The sequence below is a fragment of the Sphingomonas aerolata genome, from assembly GCF_023935825.1.
GTDB classification, from domain to species: domain Bacteria; phylum Pseudomonadota; class Alphaproteobacteria; order Sphingomonadales; family Sphingomonadaceae; genus Sphingomonas; species Sphingomonas aerolata.
Genome location: NZ_CP098762.1, coordinates 1340112 through 1359032 on the forward strand (window position 1 = coordinate 1340112; position 18921 = coordinate 1359032).

General features: G+C 64.4%; 19 protein-coding genes. All 19 read left to right on the forward strand.

Features of this window, described 5'->3' with window-relative positions:
- Window positions 1-34: 34 nt before the first annotated feature.
- The 19 genes from NEF64_RS06280 (at window position 35) to NEF64_RS06370 (ending at window position 18891) form a co-directional block, all read left to right on the forward strand.
- On the forward strand, window positions 35-1051 hold the full coding sequence (locus NEF64_RS06280; RefSeq protein ID WP_056406208.1) for a L,D-transpeptidase family protein: 1017 nt from the start codon (window positions 35-37) through the stop codon (window positions 1049-1051).
- A 4-nt stretch (window positions 1052-1055) separates the two neighbouring features.
- Window positions 1056-1664 (forward strand): M23 family metallopeptidase, encoded by a 609-nt coding sequence (locus NEF64_RS06285; protein WP_031393848.1) that lies wholly within the window; start codon window positions 1056-1058, stop codon window positions 1662-1664.
- Window positions 1665-1737: 73 nt separating this feature from the next.
- Window positions 1738-2301, forward strand: a complete 564-nt coding sequence (gene efp / locus NEF64_RS06290; RefSeq protein ID WP_037527514.1) for an elongation factor P — start codon at window positions 1738-1740, stop codon at window positions 2299-2301.
- 162 nt (window positions 2302-2463) lie between these two features.
- The gene (locus NEF64_RS06295; RefSeq protein ID WP_056406209.1) at window positions 2464-3276 is read left to right on the forward strand and encodes an inositol monophosphatase family protein; all 813 of its coding nucleotides are present in this window, start codon (window positions 2464-2466) and stop codon (window positions 3274-3276) included.
- Between the two features lie 251 nt (window positions 3277-3527).
- Window positions 3528-3902 (forward strand): NADH-quinone oxidoreductase subunit A, encoded by a 375-nt coding sequence (locus NEF64_RS06300; RefSeq protein WP_031393845.1) that lies wholly within the window; start codon window positions 3528-3530, stop codon window positions 3900-3902.
- Window positions 3893-4462 (forward strand): NuoB/complex I 20 kDa subunit family protein, encoded by a 570-nt coding sequence (locus NEF64_RS06305; protein ID WP_037527518.1) that lies wholly within the window; start codon window positions 3893-3895, stop codon window positions 4460-4462. The genes NEF64_RS06300 and NEF64_RS06305 overlap by 10 nt, the downstream gene beginning before the upstream one ends.
- A complete protein-coding gene (locus tag NEF64_RS06310; RefSeq protein ID WP_037527520.1) occupies window positions 4459-5307 on the forward strand; it encodes an NADH-quinone oxidoreductase subunit C in 849 nt (282 codons plus the stop codon). The genes NEF64_RS06305 and NEF64_RS06310 overlap by 4 nt, the downstream gene beginning before the upstream one ends.
- Before the next feature lie 20 nt (window positions 5308-5327).
- Window positions 5328-6539, forward strand: coding sequence for an NADH-quinone oxidoreductase subunit D (locus NEF64_RS06315; RefSeq protein ID WP_197975229.1), 1212 nt, complete (start codon window positions 5328-5330; stop codon window positions 6537-6539).
- Entirely contained in the window at window positions 6539-7207 is a 669-nt protein-coding gene (locus tag NEF64_RS06320) for a complex I 24 kDa subunit family protein (protein ID WP_031393841.1), read from the forward strand. The genes NEF64_RS06315 and NEF64_RS06320 overlap by 1 nt, the downstream gene beginning before the upstream one ends.
- Window positions 7207-8508, forward strand: coding sequence for an NADH-quinone oxidoreductase subunit NuoF (gene nuoF / locus NEF64_RS06325; RefSeq protein WP_031393840.1), 1302 nt, complete (start codon window positions 7207-7209; stop codon window positions 8506-8508). The genes NEF64_RS06320 and nuoF overlap by 1 nt, the downstream gene beginning before the upstream one ends.
- Window positions 8508-10502: an NADH-quinone oxidoreductase subunit NuoG gene (nuoG, locus tag NEF64_RS06330; RefSeq protein WP_031393839.1), complete on the forward strand. Its 1995-nt coding sequence runs from the start codon at window positions 8508-8510 to the stop codon at window positions 10500-10502. The genes nuoF and nuoG overlap by 1 nt, the downstream gene beginning before the upstream one ends.
- Window positions 10499-11548: an NADH-quinone oxidoreductase subunit NuoH gene (gene nuoH, locus NEF64_RS06335; protein ID WP_031393838.1), complete on the forward strand. Its 1050-nt coding sequence runs from the start codon at window positions 10499-10501 to the stop codon at window positions 11546-11548. The genes nuoG and nuoH overlap by 4 nt, the downstream gene beginning before the upstream one ends.
- Window positions 11545-12030, forward strand: a complete 486-nt coding sequence (gene nuoI / locus NEF64_RS06340) for an NADH-quinone oxidoreductase subunit NuoI (RefSeq protein WP_031393837.1) — start codon at window positions 11545-11547, stop codon at window positions 12028-12030. Before nuoH ends, nuoI begins: the two co-directional genes overlap by 4 nt.
- A gap of 119 nt (window positions 12031-12149) precedes the next feature.
- The gene (locus NEF64_RS06345; protein ID WP_031440949.1) at window positions 12150-12761 is read left to right on the forward strand and encodes an NADH-quinone oxidoreductase subunit J; all 612 of its coding nucleotides are present in this window, start codon (window positions 12150-12152) and stop codon (window positions 12759-12761) included.
- The gene (gene nuoK / locus NEF64_RS06350; protein ID WP_031393835.1) at window positions 12758-13066 is read left to right on the forward strand and encodes an NADH-quinone oxidoreductase subunit NuoK; all 309 of its coding nucleotides are present in this window, start codon (window positions 12758-12760) and stop codon (window positions 13064-13066) included. Before NEF64_RS06345 ends, nuoK begins: the two co-directional genes overlap by 4 nt.
- Before the next feature lie 5 nt (window positions 13067-13071).
- Window positions 13072-15180 carry an NADH-quinone oxidoreductase subunit L gene (nuoL, locus tag NEF64_RS06355; RefSeq protein WP_056406211.1) on the forward strand — a complete coding sequence of 703 codons (2109 nt, stop codon included), beginning with the start codon at window positions 13072-13074 and terminating at the stop codon, window positions 15178-15180.
- Window positions 15180-16712, forward strand: coding sequence for an NADH-quinone oxidoreductase subunit M (locus NEF64_RS06360; protein ID WP_056406212.1), 1533 nt, complete (start codon window positions 15180-15182; stop codon window positions 16710-16712). The genes nuoL and NEF64_RS06360 overlap by 1 nt, the downstream gene beginning before the upstream one ends.
- Window positions 16712-18157, forward strand: a complete 1446-nt coding sequence (gene nuoN / locus NEF64_RS06365; RefSeq protein WP_056406213.1) for an NADH-quinone oxidoreductase subunit NuoN — start codon at window positions 16712-16714, stop codon at window positions 18155-18157. Before NEF64_RS06360 ends, nuoN begins: the two co-directional genes overlap by 1 nt.
- Window positions 18124-18891 (forward strand): biotin--[acetyl-CoA-carboxylase] ligase, encoded by a 768-nt coding sequence (locus NEF64_RS06370; protein WP_082446777.1) that lies wholly within the window; start codon window positions 18124-18126, stop codon window positions 18889-18891. The genes nuoN and NEF64_RS06370 overlap by 34 nt, the downstream gene beginning before the upstream one ends.
- The last annotated feature ends 30 nt before the right edge of the window (window positions 18892-18921 follow it).

The window sequence follows — 18921 nt, forward strand, 5'->3', positions numbered from 1 at the left end:
TTGATCCACAGGCGTAACGGTTTGGGATCACGGTATGACGACAGCATTTCTGACGAAGACCTCGGTTCTAGCCGCCGTTCTGCTCGGTGCGACCACGTCTGCATCCGCACAGTCGACCTCCGTTACCCCCGTGCCGATCGATCGCAACGTCTTGCATGTACAGGTCATTCTCGACCATCTGGGCTTTGGGCCCGGGGTGCTGGACGGTCGCGGCGGGCAATCGCTCGTGGCCGCGCTCAAGGGGTTCCAGGAGGCGAAGGGGCTGCCGATCACGGGCAAGCCCGACACGCAGACGATGCGCGCGCTGTATCCCTATCGTGCGGCACGGCCGACCGTCACGGTCGCGCTGACGCCCGAGATGCTGGCGGGGCCATTCGTTAATCCGCTGCCCAAGGACCCGGCGAAGCAGGCCGAGCTTCAGACGATCGGTTACCGGACGGTCATGGAGAAGCTGGGTGAGATGTTCCACACCACGCCCGCGGTGATCATGGCCCTCAACTCGCCGTCGACCAAGCTGTCGGCGGGGACAAAGGTGGTGTTCCCCAACGCTCTGCCGACGTCGCGCGACTATGATCCGAAGTTCCGTCCCGACTGGCGCGCGACGCTCAACATGCTCAACGTCGACGCAAAGCAGCTTCAGGCGGATCACGTCGTTGTCGACAAGTCCGATGGCGTGCTGCGGGTGCTCGACGCGAACGACAAGCTGATCGCGCAGTTCTCCGCGACGATGGGGTCGAGCCACGACCCGCTGCCGCTGGGGACGTGGACGATCAAGGGCTCCGATTATAACCCCAAATTCCACTTCAACCCGGCGCTGTTCTGGGATGCGAAGAAGGGACAGAAGAAGGAGATGCTGCCGCCGGGACCGAACGGTCCGGTCGGCGTCGTCTGGATGGACCTGTCCAAGGATCATTACGGCATTCACGGCACGCCCAATCCCGAGACGATCGGGCGCGCCGAAAGCCATGGCTGTATCCGCCTGACGAACTGGGATGCGGCGCGACTGTCGATGATGATCAAGCCGGGGACCAAGGCGGTCTTCCAGGCCTGATCGCATGACGCGGACGTTCTGGGTTATTCTCGCGCTGATCGTCGCGGTTGGCGGCGCGTTCGCTTCGATGCTGTCGTTCGGCGACGGTGGGCGGCAGGCGGTGGCGTGGCGCACACCGTCGCCAGCCTCTCCGAAGGCTGAGGCAGAGGTCCAGAATGCTGATGCGCCGCGAGCATTGACGATGCCGGTGCTCGGCGTGAAGCGCACCGCGGTCGGCAACAGCTGGAACGATCCGCGCGGCGGCGGGCTGCGCGGGCATCACGGCACCGACATCATGGCTGCGGGCGGCACACCGGTCGTCGCCGCGGCGCCTGGACGAATCGAGAAGCTGTTTCAGAGCGCGCTTGGCGGGATCACCGTCTATGTCCGGTCGCCCGACCGGCGCTGGACCTATTATTACGCGCACCTCGCGGGCTATGCGCCGGGCGTGCGCGAAGGGATGGCGGTCGCGGCGGGGGACCGGCTTGGCTATGTCGGCGACACCGGCGACGCGGGCGCAGGCAATTATCACCTGCATTTCGGGGTAAGCCGGATGCAGCCGGGCCAACGCTGGTGGCAGGGCGAAGAGGTCAATCCCTACCCGCTGCTTGCCCGCGCGCGGCCATCCCGCTAAAGCGCGCGGCTTCGGGTTTCCGCACGGCCTTGCCTGGCGGACGGCCCCTAGCTCTTTCCAGCAGGAATCGGTCATGAAGATCAACGCGGTCGAGATTCGTCCCGGCAACATCCTTGAATATGAAGGCGGCATCTGGCGCGCCGTGAAGATTCAGCACACCCAGCCCGGCAAGGGCGGCGCCTATATGCAGGTCGAGATGAAGAACCTCATCGACGGCCGCAAGAGCAACACGCGCTTCCGCTCCGCCGAGAGCGTCGAGAAGGTGCGGCTCGACACGGTCGATTTCCAGTATCTGTTCCGCGACGGCGACGCGCTGACATTCATGGACAAGGTCAATTACGAGCAGATCACGCTCGATGCCGACATCCTGGGCGACGCCGCGGCGTTCCTGCAGGACGGCATGGATGTCGTGATGGAGCTCTGGGAAGAGCGGCCGATCTCGGTCCAGCTGCCCGACACGATCGAGGCGCTGATCGTCGAGGCGGATGCGGTCGTGAAGGGGCAGACCGCCTCGTCGTCGTACAAGCCCGCGGTGCTCGAGAACGGCGTGCGCGTGATGGTGCCGCCGCACATCGGTGCCGGCACGCGGATCGTGGTCGATGTCTATGAGCAGACCTACGTACGTCGCGCTGATTAAGGCCGAGCGGCCGAGACGGATAGCTTAAGCTATCCGCACGACCCGCCGGCCCGGCCGGCGGGCATGGCCCGGCCGACGACGCGGGCTTTGCCCGCGGCCTCGGTCTGCGGCACTGCCCCACCCCAACCCCTCCCCTGAAGGGGAGGGGCTGAAAGGATTGAAATGCCCAGCCATTCCGGCATCATGACCGTCATCGAGCGCGCCGCCCGCAAGGCCGCGCCGCGCCTGCGCCGCGATTTCAACGAGGTCCAGCAGCTGCAGGTCAGCCGCAAGGGCCCCGCCGATTTCGTCAGCCAGGCCGACCAGCGCGCCGAGCAGACGATCTTCGAAGAGCTGAGCCATGCACGCCCCGACTGGGGCATGTTGATGGAGGAGCGTGGCGAGGTCGCGGGTGATCCCAACAAGCCGCGCTTCATCGTCGACCCGCTCGATGGCACGTCGAACTTCCTCCACGGCATCCCGCATTTCTGCATCTCGATCGCGGTCGAGGAGCCGATGCCGAACGGCAAGCGCGAGGTCACGACTGCGCTCGTGTATCAGCCGCTCACCGATGAGAGCTTCTGGGCCGAGCGAGGCCGCGGCGCGTGGCTGACCGACCAGCGCCTGCGCGTGTCGTCGCGGCGCGATCTGTCCGAATCACTCATCGCGACGGGTATTCCGTTCCTCGGTCATGGCGATTTCGCGCAGTGGAGCCGCATCTTCGGTGCGGTCGCACCCGAGGTGGCCGGGATCCGCCGTCTCGGCGCGGCGGCGCTCGATCTCGCCTGGCTGGCAGCGGGGCGGTTCGACGGCTTCTGGGAATCGAACCTGAAGCCGTGGGACGTCGCGGCCGGAATGCTGCTGGTCAAGGAAGCTGGCGGCTACGTGACCGACTTCCGCGGTGGCGACCGTGCGATGGAGCGCAACGAGTTCCTCGCGGCGAATGACGCGCTGCATTCGCGGCTGCATAAGCTGGTGGCCGGCGCGCTGCGCTGATGCGTTGGGGTCGGTAGGCCGGGCCGGCCTGCCAAATGTCCGTCACCCCGGTATTTGCTGGGGTGACGGTATTGCTGGGGGCTACGACCGGCGCCCGGCGGTTGCCGTTGCTTGCACAACCATGCAGGTAACGCAGGTTTCCCGCGGGGCTCATACAGCTCTTGCGAGTGATTCTCACGGGCCGCCAGCCTTGCCCCACAGGGCCCATCGGCCTAAAGGCTCCCCATCTGTTCGCATCTGCGAGAAGCCATTTGGTCGACCTGTCGCACTATCTTCCGATCCTCCTGTTCCTCGGGGTCGCCATCGCATTGTCGAGCACGTTCGTGTTCCTGCCGATGGCTGTCTCAAGGCTCACCGGGTCGCACAAGCCTACGCCCGAGAAGCTGAGCGAATATGAGTGCGGCTTCCCCGCATTCGAGGATCCGCGCAGCCAGTTCGACGTGCGCTTCTACCTGATCGCCATCCTCTTCATCATCTTCGATCTCGAGGCGGCGTTTCTGTTTCCCTGGGCCGTCTCGGTCTTCACGCTCGGCTGGACCGCGTGGATCTCGATGATGATCTTTATCGGCGAACTGGCCCTCGGCCTCGCCTATGCATGGAAGAAGGGAGCACTCGATTGGGAGTAGAGCTCACATCGCAGCCCGGTTCCGGTCTGCTGGCACCCGCCGGCGGTGGCGCGATCGTGCCGCCCGACCAGGGCTTTTTCGACGGCCTGAATGGTGAACTGACCGACAAGGGTTTCCTGGTCACCTCGACCGAGGAGCTGTTCCAGTGGGCTCGTACCGGGTCGCTGTGGTGGATGACGTTCGGGCTCGCCTGCTGCGCGGTCGAAATGATCCACGTCAACATGCCGCGCTACGATCTCGAGCGCTTCGGCGCCGCACCGCGCGCGTCGCCGCGTCAGTCGGACGTGATGATCGTCGCCGGAACGCTGTGCAACAAGATGGCGCCCGCACTTCGCAAGGTCTACGACCAGATGTCGGAGCCGAAATACGTGATCTCGATGGGATCGTGCGCGAACGGCGGCGGCTATTATCATTATAGCTACAGCGTCGTGCGCGGTTGTGACCGGATCGTGCCCGTCGACATCTATGTCCCCGGGTGCCCGCCGACCGCGGAAGCGTTGCTGTACGGCATCATGCAGTTGCAGCGGAAGATCCGGCGGTCCGGGAGCATTGAACGGTGAGGGCGCCCGCACCAGCCTATGCCGCCAATGACGGCACGATCGACGCGGCCCGCGCGGCGCTCGGCGGCATGCTGCTCGACGCGGTCGACAAGGTCGGCGAGGTCGCTCTGCACGTCCGTCGTGAAGACCTGTACGACGCGATGATCGCGTTGCGCGATACGCCGGGGCTTGCCTATCAGCAGCTCATGGAAATCGCCGGCGTCGACTATCCCGATCGTGCCGAGCGGTTCGAGGTCGTCTATTGCATGCTGTCGCTGACGCGGAACCACCGCCTGCGCGTCCATGTCGCGACCGACGAGGACAAGCCGGTGCCGTCGGTTACCGACATCTGGCCGGTCGCCGGCTGGCTCGAGCGTGAAGTGTACGACATGTACGGCGTGCTGTTCAGCGGCAACCCGGACCTGCGCCGCATCCTGACCGATTACGGCTTTCGCGGCCATCCGCAGCGCAAGGACTTCCCGCTGACGGGCTATGTCGAGCTGCGCTATTCGGAAGAGGCAAAGCGCGTCGTGTACGAGCCGGTGCAGCTCGCGCAGGATTTCCGCACGTTCGATTTCATGAGTCCGTGGGAGGGCGCCGAATACGTCCTTCCGGGTGACGAGAAGGGCGCGCTGCCACAGGCCAAGGGCGCGCAGACGCCGCTGTCGGCCGATACGATCGTCAAGGCGGATGCGGCGCAGAGCGCGACCAAGGCGCCCGACGCGCCGAGCGAGCCCTATGCGAAGAAGGACGTCCAGAACACCACGCAGAGCGGTGCGGGCGAGCCCGATCCGGGCAACCAGAAGCAGGACAAGCCCGTGGAGTCGGACGTGATCCCGACCAAGGGCGGAGGACAGAACCAGTGAGTCTCTATGTAGAGGAGCTTCTGGGCGAGGGCGATGCGGCCGATCCCACGACCGGCGACGTCACGATCCAGAACTACACGATCAACTTCGGTCCACAGCATCCCGCGGCGCACGGCGTGCTCCGTCTGGTCATGGAGCTCGACGGCGAGATCGTCGAGCGCGTCGATCCGCATGTCGGGCTGCTTCACCGCGGCACCGAGAAGCTGATCGAGTACAAGACCTACACGCAGGCGCTCCCGTATTTCGATCGTCTCGATTACTGCTCGCCGCTGTGCATGGAGCATAGCTGGGTGCTGGCGGTCGAGAAGCTGCTTGACCTCGAAGTCCCTGAGCGTGCGCAGTATCTGCGCGTGTTCTTTGCCGAGCTGACGCGCATCTCGAACCACATGCTCAACCTCGGCAGCCACGTCATGGACGTCGGTGCGATGACGCCGAACCTGTGGCTGTTCGAGATCCGCGAAGACTGCATGAACTTCTTCGAGCGCGTCAGCGGCGCGCGCATGCATTCCAATTATTTCCGTCCGGGTGGCGTGCATCAGGATGCGCCGCTCAAGCTGCTCGCCGATATCGGCGATTGGCTCGACACGCGCCTGCCGCGGCTGTTCGAGGATGCGATTTCGCTCGTCGCGGACAACCGCATCTTCAAGCAGCGCAATGTCGACATTGCGATCGTCAGCCGTGACGATGCGATCAAATGGGGCTTTTCGGGCCCGATGATCCGCGGCTCCGGCATCGCCTGGGATCTGCGCAAGTCGCAGCCCTATGACGTCTACGCCAAGATGGACTTCGACGTGCCGGTCGGCACGCGTGGCGACTGCTATGACCGGTTCATGGTGCGCGTCGAAGAAGTGCGTCAGTCGGCACGGATCATGAAGCAGTGCCTGCGCGACATGCCCGAGGGTCCGATTGCGTCGCTCGACCGCAAGGTCGTGCCGCCCAAGCGCGCCGAGATGAAGCAGTCGATGGAAGCGCTGATCCATCACTTCAAGCTCTATACCGAGGGCTTCCACGTGCCCGCCGGCGACGTCTATGTGGCGACCGAAAGCCCCAAGGGCGAGTTCGGCGTGTATCTGGTCGCCGACGGCAGCAACAAGCCGTACCGCTGCAAGATCCGCCCGACCGCGTTTTCGCATCTCCAGGCCTTCGACTTCATGGCGAAGGGTCACATGCTGGCAGATACGACCGCGATCCTCGGCGCGATGGATATCGTTTTTGGTGAATGTGACCGCTGATGGCTGAAGCTCCGAAAATTCCCGATGAGGCAGAGACCCGCGCACGCTGGGGCTCGTTCGCCTGGACGGACGAGAACCAGGTGAAGGCGAACGAGATCCTCGGGCGCTACCCCAAGGGCCGCGAGCAGTCGGCGTCGATCCCGTTCCTCGATCTTGCCCAGCGCCAGGTCGGTGCGGAAACGCAGACCCAGGGCTGGTTGCCGGTGCCGGTAATCGAGTTCGTCGCGCGTCAGATCGGCGTGCCGTACATGCGCGTCTATGAGGTCGTGACCTTCTACACGATGTTCAATCTCGCACCGGTCGGCCGCTATCACGTACAGGTCTGTGGCACGACGCCGTGCATGTTGCGCGGGTCGGACGACGTGCTGGCTGCGTGCAAGAACCGTGGCCTCGTCAAGGGCGGCACGACGCCGGACGGCATGTTCACGCTGACCGAGGTCGAGTGCCTGGGCACCTGCGCGAACGCGCCGATGGTTCAGATCAACGACGATAACTTCGAAGATCTCGACTACGACAAGACGACCGAGATCCTCGAGGCGCTTGCCAGTGGCGGCACGCCGACGCCGGGGCCGCAATTCGGTCGCCGCGCGAGCTGCCCCGAAGGCGGCCCGACCTCGCTCAAGGCGATGGTCGACGCGAACCACGATTACCGGGGGGAGTGGGCCTGATGCTCGCCGACAAGGACCGCATCTTCACCAACGTCTACGGTTTTCAGCCGTGGAATATCGACGCGGCGATCATGCGCGGCGATTGGGACAATACCAAGGACCTGATGGCGCTCGGCCAGGACGCGATCATCGACGTGATGAAGGCGAGCGGCTTGCGTGGCCGCGGCGGGGCAGGGTTCCCGACCGGCACCAAATGGTCGTTCATGCCCAAGGAGCCGAAGCCCGACCGGCCGAACTTCCTCGTCATCAACGCCGACGAATCCGAGCCGGGCAGCTGCAAGGATCGCGAGATCATCCGGCACGATCCGCACAAGCTGATCGAGGGCGCGCTGATCGCCGGGTTCGCGATGCGCGCGCGCGCCGCGTACATCTACATCCGCGGCGAATATATCCGCGAGGCCGAGACGCTGTTCGCGGCCGTTGCCGAGGCCTATGATCGTGGCTTCGTCGGCAAGAATGCGTGCGGGTCGGGCTACGACTTCGACGTGTTCGTTCACCGTGGTGCGGGCGCGTACATCTGCGGCGAAGAGACCGCGATGCTCGAGAGTCTCGAGGGCAAGAAGGGCCAGCCGCGCCTCAAGCCGCCATTTCCGGCGGGCGCAGGCCTCTATGGCTGCCCGACGACCGTCAACAACGTTGAATCGATCGCGGTCGCACCGACGATTCTGCGGCGCGGTGCGGCCTGGTTCTCGAGCTTCGGCGCAGAAAACAACCGCGGTACCAAGCTGTTCCAGATCAGCGGCCATGTGAACAAGCCGTGCGTTGTCGAGGAAGAGATGAGCATCTCGTTCCGCGACCTGATCGAGACGCATTGCGGCGGGATTCGTGGCGGCTGGGACAATCTGCTCGCCGTGATCCCTGGTGGCTCTTCGGTGCCGCTGGTGCCCGCCGCGCAGATCATGGACTGCGCGATGGATTTCGATGGCCTGAAGGCGGTCGGTTCGGGCCTCGGCACCGCGGCGATCATCGTCATGGACAAGTCGACCGACATCGTCCGTGCGATCAGCCGCATCTCCTACTTCTACAAGCATGAGAGCTGCGGCCAGTGCACGCCGTGCCGCGAAGGCACCGGCTGGATGTGGCGCGTGATGGAGCGGATGCGCACAGGCGATGCCGAGCTGTCCGAGATCGACATGCTCCAGCAGGTCACCAAGCAGGTCGAGGGTCACTCGATCTGCGCGCTCGGCGACGCCGCAGCCTGGCCGATCCAGGGCCTGATCAAGCATTTCCGCCCAGAGATGGAACGCCGTATCCGCGAACGTGGTGGTGACACCGCGCCGATGATGGAAGCCGCAGAGTAATGCCCTTAGTCAAAGTCGATGGCGTAGAGATCGAGGTGCCGCAGGGTGCCACCGTGCTGCAGGCGTGCGAGCTTGCCGGCAAGGAGATCCCGCGTTTCTGTTATCACGAGCGCCTGAGCATTGCCGGCAATTGCCGGATGTGCCTGGTCGAGGTGAAGCCCGGTCCGCCCAAGCCACAGGCGTCATGCGCGCTGCCGGCCGCGGACAAGCAGGAGATCTTCACCAACTCGCCGATGGTCAAGAATGCCCGCGAGGGCATCATGGAATTCCTACTGATCAACCATCCGCTCGATTGCCCGATCTGCGATCAGGGCGGCGAGTGCGATCTGCAGGACCAGTCGGTCGCTTATGGCCGCGGCCATTCGCGCTATGACGAGAACAAGCGCGCGGTCACCGAGAAATATATGGGTCCGATCGTGAAGACGGTCATGACCCGCTGCATCCAGTGCACGCGCTGCATCCGCTTTGCCGAGGAAGTGTCCGGCGTCGAGGAGATCGGTGCGATCTTCCGCGGCGAGGACATGCAGATCACCTCGTACCTCGAGAATGCGGTCAAGAGCGAGCTGTCGGGCAACGTCGTCGATCTGTGCCCGGTCGGTGCGCTGACGTCGAAGCCGTACGCGTTCGAGGCGCGTCCTTGGGAGCTCCGCAAGACGCTGACGATCGACGTTATGGACGCGGTCGGCACCAACATCCGGCTCGACAGCCGCGGTCGCCAGGTGTTGCGCTGCGTGCCGCGGATCAACGAGGACGTGAACGAGGAGTGGGCGACCGACAAGACGCGCCACGCGATCGACGGTCTCGTGCGTCGTCGTCTCGACAAGCCGTATGTTCGCGTGAACGGCAAGCTCCAGCCCGCGACCTGGGACGAGGCCTTCGCGGCGATCAAGGCGGTTGACGCCGGGTCGAGCGTGGCCGCGGTCGCAGGCGACCTGGTCGATTGCGAGACGATGTACGCCGCCAAGGCGCTGCTCGCGAAGATGGGCTCGACGATGCTCGAGGGCCGCCAGACCGGCATGGCCTATGACGCGTCGAACATCGCCGCGGTCAATTTCAACACGACGATCGCCGGTACCGAGCGTGCTGACGCGATCCTGCTGGTTGGCACCAACCTGCGCTGGGAAGCGCCGCTGGTGAACACGCGGGTTCGCAAGGCGATCAAGAAGGGCGCGAAGGTCTTCGCGATCGGGCCTGAGACCGAGCTGACCTACAAGGTCGAGTGGCTCGGCGACGATCTGGCGCTGCTCGGCAATCTGCCCGACGCGGTGACCGAGGCGTTCGGCAAGGCTGAGCGTCCGATGGTGATCGTCGGTGGCGCGGCGCTGAAGGGTGGCCACGGCGCCGCGCTGAAGCTCGTCGACACGCTGGGCCTCGTCAAGGACGGCTGGAACGGCTTCAACGTGGTCCATATGGCGGCGTCGCGGATGGGCGGGCTGATGCTCGGCTATGCGCAGACGGGCGGCATCGCCGACGTGATGGGGGCGAAGCTCGGCTTCTTCCTCGGCGCGGACGAGGTCGATTTCAGCCAGTTCGCGGGTTTCAAGGTGTTCGTTGGTCATCACGGCGACAAGGGTGCGGCGGCTGCCGACGTCATCCTGCCGGGCGTGACCTATGCCGAGAAGTCGGGAACCTGGGTCAACCTCGAGGGTCGCGTCCAGCGCGGCGAGCGTGCGGTGTTCGCCCCCGGCGATGCGCGCGACGACTGGTCGATCTTCCGTGCGCTGTCCGACACGCTTGGCCACACGCTGCCGTTCGACAGCTTCGAGGGGCTGCGCGAAGAAATGTTCGCTGCCGTTCCCGCGCTGCGTCACCAGGCGCTCGCGACGTTCGAGTGGAACCCGCCGTCGCTCGGCGGTGCGGGCGAGGGGGTTCTGGCCGGCTATCCGATCAAGGATTTCTACCTGACAAACGCGATCTGCCGCGCATCGCCGACGATGCAGCGCTGCTCGGCTGAACTTCTCCACGGGGAAGACTTTGCGGAGGCAGCCGAATGATCTCCTGGTTCGAATCCTCGCTCGGTTACGACTGGGCGTTCTTCCTCGCGACGATCATCGACATTCTCGCGATCGCGCTGCCGGTGATGCTGGCGGTCGCGATGATCATCTATGCCGATCGCAAGATCTGGGCGGCGATGGCGCTTCGGCGTGGTCCGAACGTGGTGGGTCCCTTCGGCCTGCTGCAGAGCTTTGCCGACGGCCTGAAGGTGTTCCTGCAGGAGACGATCGTCCCGGCAGCCGCCAATCGCGCGCTGTTCCTGCTGGCGCCGATCATCACCTTCACGGTCGCGCTGATCGTCTGGGCGGTGATCCCGTTCCAGCCCGGCGTCGTGCTCGCCGACATCAATGTCGGCTTGCTCTACGTGCTCGCGGCGTCGTCGCTCGGCGTGTACGGGATCATCCTCGCGGGCTGGGCGTCGAATTCGAAATATCCGTTCTACTCGGCGCTGCGTGCGGCCGCGCAGATGGTCAGCTACGAAGTCGCGATCGGGTTCATCCTGATCTCGGTCGTGTTGTGGTCGGGCACGTTCAACCTGTCGGGCATCGTGACCGCGCAGCAGAACATGTTCGGGCTTCATATCAACGGCTACATCGTCAATCCGCTGCTGTTCCCGATGGCGGTGATGTTCTTCATCTCGAGCCTGGCGGAAACGCAGCGTGCACCGTTCGATCTGACCGAGGCGGAGAGCGAGCTCGTCGCCGGCTACCAGACCGAATATTCGTCGATGGCATTCGCGCTGTTCTGGCTGGGCGAGTACGCCAACGTCATCCTGATGTGTGCGCTCAACGCGACGCTCTTCTGGGGTGGGTGGCTGCCGCCGGTTGACTGGGCACCGCTCTATTACGTGCCGGGGATCATCTGGCTGTTCGCCAAGATCCTGTTCTTCTTCTTCCTGTTCAGCTGGGTGAAGGCGACCGTGCCGCGCTATCGCTATGATCAGCTGATGCGGCTCGGCTGGAAGATTTTCCTGCCCGTCTCGCTGTTCTGGGTTTTCCTCGTGTCGGGCGTGTTGATGCTGACGCGCGTTGGAGTGGGTTCATGAGCGTTGCTCAGATCATCAAGTCGTTCACCCTGTGGGAATTCGTGAAGGCGCACGCGTTGACGCTTCGCTATTTCTTCAAGGAAAAGGCGACGATCAACTATCCGTACGAGCGTAACCCGGTGTCCCCGCGGTTCCGCGGCGAGCATGCGCTGCGTCGTTATCCCAACGGTGAAGAGCGGTGCATCGCGTGCAAGCTGTGCGAGGCCGTGTGCCCCGCCCAGGCGATCACGATCGAGGCCGAGCCGCGCGACGACGGCTCGCGCCGCACGACGCGCTACGACATCGACATGACCAAGTGCATCTATTGCGGCCTGTGCGCCGAGGCGTGCCCGGTCGATGCGATCGTCGAGGGTCCGAATTACGAATTCTCGACCGAGACGCGCGAAGAGCTGATCTACGACAAGTCGAAGCTGCTCGATAACGGCGATCGCTGGGAAAGCGCGATCGCGGCGAACCTTGCCGCCGATGCGCCGTACCGTTAAGCGAGCGCCGCGATGACACAGATTAACTCCGTCATCCCAGCGCAGGCTGGGATCTCCCCGTTTCCGAGCGCGCCCGCGCGGCGTGAGACCCCGGCTTTTGCTGGGGTGACGAGGACCTCATGATCCAGGCCTTAGCCTTTTATCTCTTCGCCTTCGTCGTCGTCCTGTCGGGCGCCATGACGATCGCGTCGCGCAATCCGGTCCATTCGGTGATGTGGCTGATCCTCGCCTTCTTCAACGCGGCGGGTTTGATGATCCTCGTCGGGGCCGAGTTCATCGCGATGCTGCTCGTCATCGTCTATGTCGGTGCGGTCGCCGTGCTGTTCCTGTTCGTCGTCATGATGCTCGACATCGACTTTGCCGAGATGCGTGCCGGCGTGGCACGGTACTTCGGTATCGGGCTGGCGCTCGCGGTCGCGCTCGCCGCCGAGGTGATGATCGCGATCGGCGCATGGAGCACGGGGCCGATCCAGCTCGCGCGGCGCGCGGCGCCGATCGATGCGCGGGTGCCCAACATCCAGGCGATCGGCAACCTGCTCTACACGCGCTATTTGTTCGTGTTCGAGGCGGCCGGGCTCGTCCTGCTCGTCGCGATGATCGGTGCGATCGTGCTGACGCATCGCCAGCGTGGCGGCGTGAAGGCGCAGAACATCAGCCGCCAGAACGCACGCCGTCCGCAGGACGCAACGCGCAACACGCGCCCGGTCGTCGGGCAGGGAGTCGAACTGTGACGATCGGTCTCGTCCACTATCTCGTCGTCGCGGCGATCCTGTTCACCATGGGGGTGCTCGGCATCTTCCTGAACCGCAAGAACCTCATCGTCATCCTGATGGCGATCGAGCTGATCCTGCTCGCGGTGAACATCAATCTCGTCGCCTTCTCGGCTTTCCTCAACGATCTCGTCGGACAGGTGTTCGCGATGTTCGTGCTGACGGTCGCGGCGGGTGAGGCCGCGATCGGCCTGGCCATTCTGGTCATCTATTTCCGCGGTCGCGGCACCATTGCGGTCGACGACGTCAACCGGATGAAGGGGTAATACGGTTGATCCAGCTTATCGTCTTCCTGCCGTTACTGGCCGCGATCGTTGCCGGGTTCGGCAATCGCGCGATCGGCAACGTGCCGGCGAAAATCGTCACCACGGCCGCATTGTTCGCGTCGTGCCTGTTGTCCTGGCCGATCTTCCTCGGTTTCATGGCGGGCACGAGCAGCGCGACCGTCGAGCCGTTGCTCAACTTCATCCAGTCGGGCGACATGAACGTCGCGTGGTCGCTGCGCGTCGATGCGCTGACCGCGGTGATGCTCGTCGTCGTCACGTCGGTGTCGGCACTCGTCCATCTGTATAGCTGGGGCTATATGGACGAGGATCCCGACCAGCCGCGCTTCTTTGCGTATCTGTCGCTGTTCACCTTCGCGATGCTGATGCTCGTGACTGCGAACAACCTCGTCCAGATGTTCTTCGGCTGGGAAGGCGTGGGCCTCGCATCCTACCTCCTGATCGGGTTCTGGTTCCGCAAGCCATCGGCAAGCGCCGCGGCGATCAAGGCGTTCGTCGTCAACCGCGTCGGCGATCTGGGCTTCATGCTCGGCATCTTCGGCACGTTCCTGGTGTTCGGCACGGTCTCGATTCCCGAGATCCTGGCGGCTGCACCCGGCATGGCCGGATCGACGATCGGCTTCCTCGGCTACCGCTTCGATACGATGACGGTGCTCTGCCTGCTGTTGTTCATCGGCGCGATGGGCAAGTCGGCACAGCTCGGCCTGCACACGTGGTTGCCGGACGCGATGGAGGGGCCAACGCCGGTGTCGGCGCTGATCCACGCGGCGACGATGGTTACCGCAGGCGTGTTCATGGTGTGCCGCCTGTCGCCGATGTTCGAGATGAGCCCGGTCGCGCTGACCGTGGTCACCTCGGTCGGAGCCGCGACCTGCCTGTTCGCCGCCACTTGCGGCCTCGTCCAGACCGACATCAAGCGCGTCATCGCCTATTCGACCTGTTCGCAGCTCGGCTACATGTTCTTCGCCGCGGGCGTCGGCGCCTATGGCGCGGCGATGTTCCACCTGTTCACGCATGCCTTCTTCAAGGCGCTGCTGTTCCTGGGTGCGGGCTCGGTGATCCATGCGATGCACCACGAGCAGGACATGCGCTATTATGGCGGCCTGCGTAAGAAGATCCCGGTGACGTTCTGGGGCATGATGGCGGGTACGCTCGCGATCACCGGCGTCGGCATCCCCGGCATCTTCGGCAACACCGCATTCGGGTTCGCTGGCTTCCATTCGAAGGATGCGATCATCGAGGCGAGCTGGGCTGCGGGTCAGCCGGGCGTGTGGTTCGTCGGTGTACTCGTCGCATTGCTCACCAGCTTCTATTCGTGGCGCGTGATGTTCCTCACCTTCTGGGGCAAGCCGCGCTGGGCCGCATCGGAGCACATCCAGCACGCGCTCCACGATGCGCACGGTCATGACGACCATGCGCACGACGCGCATCATGTCGACGATCATCATGCGAACCCGGCCAAGGCCGAGGAGGCAGGCCATGCGCCGCACGATCATCACGATGCCGTGCATGCGCCGGCAGAAGGCGATGGCGGGTATCACCCGCATGAGAGCCCGCTGCCGATGCTGATCCCGCTGATCGTCCTGTCGATCGGTGCGGTGCTGGCGGGCTTCGTCTTCCACGGTTACTTCATCGAGCCGAGTGCAGGCGAAGAGTTCTGGAAGGGCGCACTCGCGTTCCGCGAACATCTGATGCACGAGATGCACGGCGTGCCGCTCATCATCAAGCTGTCGGCGACGATCGCGATGCTGCTCGGCCTGCTGACCGCCTGGTACGCCTATATCAAGAACCCGTCCTTCCCGGGCAAGGTGATCGAACAGTTCGGCGTGCTCTACGACTTCCTGCTGCATAAGTGGTATTTCGACGAGCTGTACGACCTGATCTTCGTCCGCCCCGCCTTCGCGATCGGCCGCTTCCTGTGGCACCGCGGTGACGAGAAGACGATCAACCGGTTCGGCCCCGACGGGTCGGCCTGGCTGGTCCAAGTCGGCGCGCGCGTCGCCGGCCGCTTCCAGACGGGATATCTCTACACCTATGCCTTCGTCATGCTGATCGGCCTGACAGCCGCCGTAACCTGGGCGATCGGACTCTATTGATGACCGGCTTTCCTATCCTTTCCGTCCTGATCGCGGTCCCGATGATCGCGGCCATCGCGTGCCTGTTCGTCTCGGCGAACACGGCACGGGTGCTCGCGCTGGCGGCAACGCTGATCGACTTCGTGCTCGGCATCATGCTGTGGATGAACTTCGACATCGGCGGCGCACAGTGGCAGTTCGTCGAACATGCCCCCGGCATCTTCGGTCCGTTCGGCTGGTCACTCGGCATCGACGGCTTCGCGCTGATGCTGATCATGCTCAGCGTGTTCCTGATGCCGATCTGCATCGGCGCCAGCTGGCGCTCGATCACGACCCGCGTGCCTGAATACATGGCGGCGTTCCTGTTCACCGAAGTGCTGATGATCGGCACGTTCGCGGCACAGGACCTGTTCCTGTTCTACGTGTTCTTCGAAGCCGGCCTGATCCCGATGTACCTGATCATCGGCATCTGGGGCGGCGCGAACCGGATCTACGCGTCGTACAAGTTCTTCCTGTACACGCTGCTCGGCTCGGTCCTGATGTTCATCGCGATGCTGTACATGGCGAAGACCGCGGGCACGACGAGCATCCCGGCGCTGCTGAACTATGACTTCCCGGCGCATGTGCAGACTTGGCTGTGGCTGGCGTTCTTCGCATCGTTTGCGGTCAAGATGCCGATGTGGCCGGTCCATACCTGGTTGCCCGACGCGCACGTGCAGGCGCCGACCGCAGGGTCGGTGATCCTGGCGGGCGTGCTGCTGAAGCTCGGCGGATACGGCTTCCTGCGCTTCCTGCTGCCGATGTTTCCCGAGGCGTCGGGCCAGCTCACCTGGCTGATTTTCGGCCTGTCTGCGGTCGCGGTCATCTACACGTCGCTCGTTGCGCTCGTGCAGTCGGACATGAAGAAGCTGATCGCCTATTCGTCGGTCGCGCATATGGCGATCGTCACGATCGGCCTGTTCGCGTTCAACCGCCAGGGTATCGAAGGCGCGATGATCATGATGCTGAGCCACGGGCTGGTATCGGGTGCATTGTTCCTGTGCGTCGGCGTGATCTACGACCAGCTCCATACCCGCGAGATCTCGCGCTATGGCGGCCTGGCGATCAACATGCCGCGCTATGCGATCTTCTTCCTGTTCTTCACCATGGCGTCGATCGGCCTGCCGGGCACCAGCGGCTTCGTCGCCGAGTTCCTGTCGCTGATGGGCACCTATCAGGTCTCGACCTGGACGGCGTTGCTCTGCACGACGAGCATCATCCTCGGTGCTGCGTACATGCTGTATCTGTATCGTCGCGTGGTCTTTGGCGAGATCAAGTCGGACGAGGTTCGCGGCATGGTCGATCTGTCGGCGCGCGAATTCTGGTTGCTCGCACCGATCGCAGCCGTCGTGCTGTGGATGGGCGTCTATCCCGAGAGCTTCCTCGCGCCGATGCGCAAGGATGTCAGCGTCCTGCTCGCGCGCGTCGACCGCGCCAAGCCGGCCAGCGATTCGAACCCAACTGCGGGGAAGCCCGCCACCGTGCATGAAGCCGCGCACGGGGAGGCACACTGATGGAATACGCCGCTAACCTCGCAATGACGCTGCCCGAACTGGTGCTGGCACTGGGAGCGATCGCGCTGATGCTCGTCTCGGCCTGGGGCGGGGATAAGTCCACGCGCGCCGTGTCGATCGCGTCCGTGTTCGTCCTGGTCGGCGCCGGGATCGCGCTGGTCGGTCCGGCGTCGTCGGGTGGCTACGCCTTCGACGGCCTATATCGCGCCGATGCGTTCGGTGCGTTTGCCAAGGTGCTGATCTACATCGCCTCCGCGGTCGCGATCATGATGGCGCCGAGCTTTTTCGCACGGTCGCAGGGTGAGGATCTTCGTCCCGAATATCCGGTGCTGATCCTGTTGTCGGCGTGCGGCATGGGCATCATGGTCTCGGCCAGCGACATGCTGACGCTCTATGTCGGTCTCGAGCTGCAAAGCCTTGCGGCGTACGTCCTCGCCAGCTTCATGCGGCGCGACGGGCGTTCGGCCGAGGCGGGTCTGAAGTATTTCGTGCTCGGCGCGCTCGCCAGCGGCATCCTGTTGTACGGTATTTCGCTGGTCTACGGGTTCAGCGGTACGACGCTGTTCTCGGGTATTGCCGATGCCTATGCCGGGACCAAGTCGCTCGGCCTGCTGTTCGGTCTGGTGTTCGTGTTCGCAGGGCTCGCATTCAAGATCAGCGCGGTGCCGTTCCACATGTGGACGCCCGACGTTTATGAGGGCGCACCGACGCCTGTCACCGCCTTCTTCGCCTCGGCTCCCAAGGTCGCGGCAATGGCGATGGCGGTACGTGTCGCGGTCGATGCGATGGGGCCGGCGACGGACCAGTGGCGGCAGATCGTGATCTTCGCGGCGCTCGCCTCGATCATCCTCGGCGCGGTCGCCGCCATCGGCCAGACCAACGTCAAGCGCCTGCTGGCCTATTCGTCGATCAATAATGTCGGCTTCGCACTAATCGGTCTCGCTGCAGGGACGCCGGAAGGTGTGTCGGGCGTGCTGATGTATCTGACGATCTATGTCGCGATGACCTTGGGGTCGTTCCTGGTCGTGCTGCAGATGCGCGGCGATGACGGGCAGCCAGTCGAGACGATCGCGAGCCTTGCGGGCATGTCGCGGACGCGGCCGGGGCTCGCTGCAGCACTCGCGATCTTCATGTTCAGCCTTGCCGGCATCCCGCCGCTGTTCGGCTTCTACGCGAAGTTCGCGGTGTTCAGTGCGGCCGTCGATGCTGGGCTCTTCCCGCTGGCCGTGGTCGGCATCGCGGCATCGGTGATCGGCGCTTATTATTACCTGCGTGTCGTCAAGACGATGTACTTCGACGATCCGGCTCCCGCCTTTGCGCCGATGGACAACAAGGTCGAGGGCGGGTTGATTGCGCTCGCGGCGGTGTTCGTCTCGCCGGCCGGCTATCTGCTCATCCCTGTGCTCGGCGCATGGACGATGGCGGCAGCGCGGGCGTTGTTCTGAGCACCATCCGGACCGTTGCGGAGACAGGATCGACCAATGCCGACCTGCTGGCGCTGGCCCGCACCGGCGCCGATGACGGCCTCTGGCTGAGGGCGGTTCGGCAGACTGCGGGGCGCGGCCGGCAGGGGCGGGAATGGTCATCGCCCGACGGTAATCTTTATGCGAGCACGCTCGTGCGGCTGCGTCCGAGCGATCCGCCCGCCGCCAGCCTCGCGCTGGTCGCGGCGGTCGCGTTGTATGAGGCCGTGTCGACCTTCCTAGTCGCCGGTATCCAACAGGGATCCACGGACTCGAGCGCGACGCTGCTGCTCAAATGGCCGAACGACCTGCTGCTCGCCGATGCCAAGCTTTCCGGTATCCTGCTCGAGCGCACGGACGATGCGGTCGTCGTTGGTTTCGGCGTCAACATCGCGCACCATCCCGAGTTGCCTGATCGCAAGACGACAGATCTCACGGTGCACGGCGTCGTCCTTGAGCCCGGGTCGTTCCTCGATATCCTTGCCGAGGGATTTGCGCGCTGGGTCGCGCGCTGGCGGACCGAGGGGCTGGCACCGGTCCGCGCGCGCTGGGTCGATTGCGCGCATCCGGCGGGCACCGCGCTGACCGCGCGGCTCGCGGACGGCGACGCGGTCGAGGGGCTGTTCGTGGGGCTCGATAGCGATGGCGCGTTGATCCTACGCACCGCGTCGGGCGAGCGTCGTGTCATCCACGCCGCCGACATATTCCTGCTGTGATGCGGCGCGTCATCGCCATCGCCGTGGGTC

What these genes read in the sequence shown, in the direction of transcription:
- NEF64_RS06280 (WP_056406208.1), top strand. Translation starts at nt 35, where the DNA reads ATGACGACAGCATTTCTGACGAAGACCTCGGTTCTAGCCGCCGTTCTG.
- NEF64_RS06285 (WP_031393848.1), top strand. Translation starts at nt 1,056, where the DNA reads ATGACGCGGACGTTCTGGGTTATTCTCGCGCTGATCGTCGCGGTTGGC.
- efp (WP_037527514.1), top strand. Translation starts at nt 1,738, where the DNA reads ATGAAGATCAACGCGGTCGAGATTCGTCCCGGCAACATCCTTGAATAT.
- NEF64_RS06295 (WP_056406209.1), top strand. Translation starts at nt 2,464, where the DNA reads ATGCCCAGCCATTCCGGCATCATGACCGTCATCGAGCGCGCCGCCCGC.
- NEF64_RS06320 (WP_031393841.1), top strand. Translation starts at nt 6,539, where the DNA reads ATGGCTGAAGCTCCGAAAATTCCCGATGAGGCAGAGACCCGCGCACGC.
- nuoF (WP_031393840.1), top strand. Translation starts at nt 7,207, where the DNA reads ATGCTCGCCGACAAGGACCGCATCTTCACCAACGTCTACGGTTTTCAG.
- nuoG (WP_031393839.1), top strand. Translation starts at nt 8,508, where the DNA reads ATGCCCTTAGTCAAAGTCGATGGCGTAGAGATCGAGGTGCCGCAGGGT.
- nuoH (WP_031393838.1), top strand. Translation starts at nt 10,499, where the DNA reads ATGATCTCCTGGTTCGAATCCTCGCTCGGTTACGACTGGGCGTTCTTC.
- nuoI (WP_031393837.1), top strand. Translation starts at nt 11,545, where the DNA reads ATGAGCGTTGCTCAGATCATCAAGTCGTTCACCCTGTGGGAATTCGTG.
- NEF64_RS06345 (WP_031440949.1), top strand. Translation starts at nt 12,150, where the DNA reads ATGATCCAGGCCTTAGCCTTTTATCTCTTCGCCTTCGTCGTCGTCCTG.
- NEF64_RS06360 (WP_056406212.1), top strand. Translation starts at nt 15,180, where the DNA reads ATGACCGGCTTTCCTATCCTTTCCGTCCTGATCGCGGTCCCGATGATC.
- nuoN (WP_056406213.1), top strand. Translation starts at nt 16,712, where the DNA reads ATGGAATACGCCGCTAACCTCGCAATGACGCTGCCCGAACTGGTGCTG.
- NEF64_RS06370 (WP_082446777.1), top strand. Translation starts at nt 18,124, where the DNA reads ATGGACGATGGCGGCAGCGCGGGCGTTGTTCTGAGCACCATCCGGACC.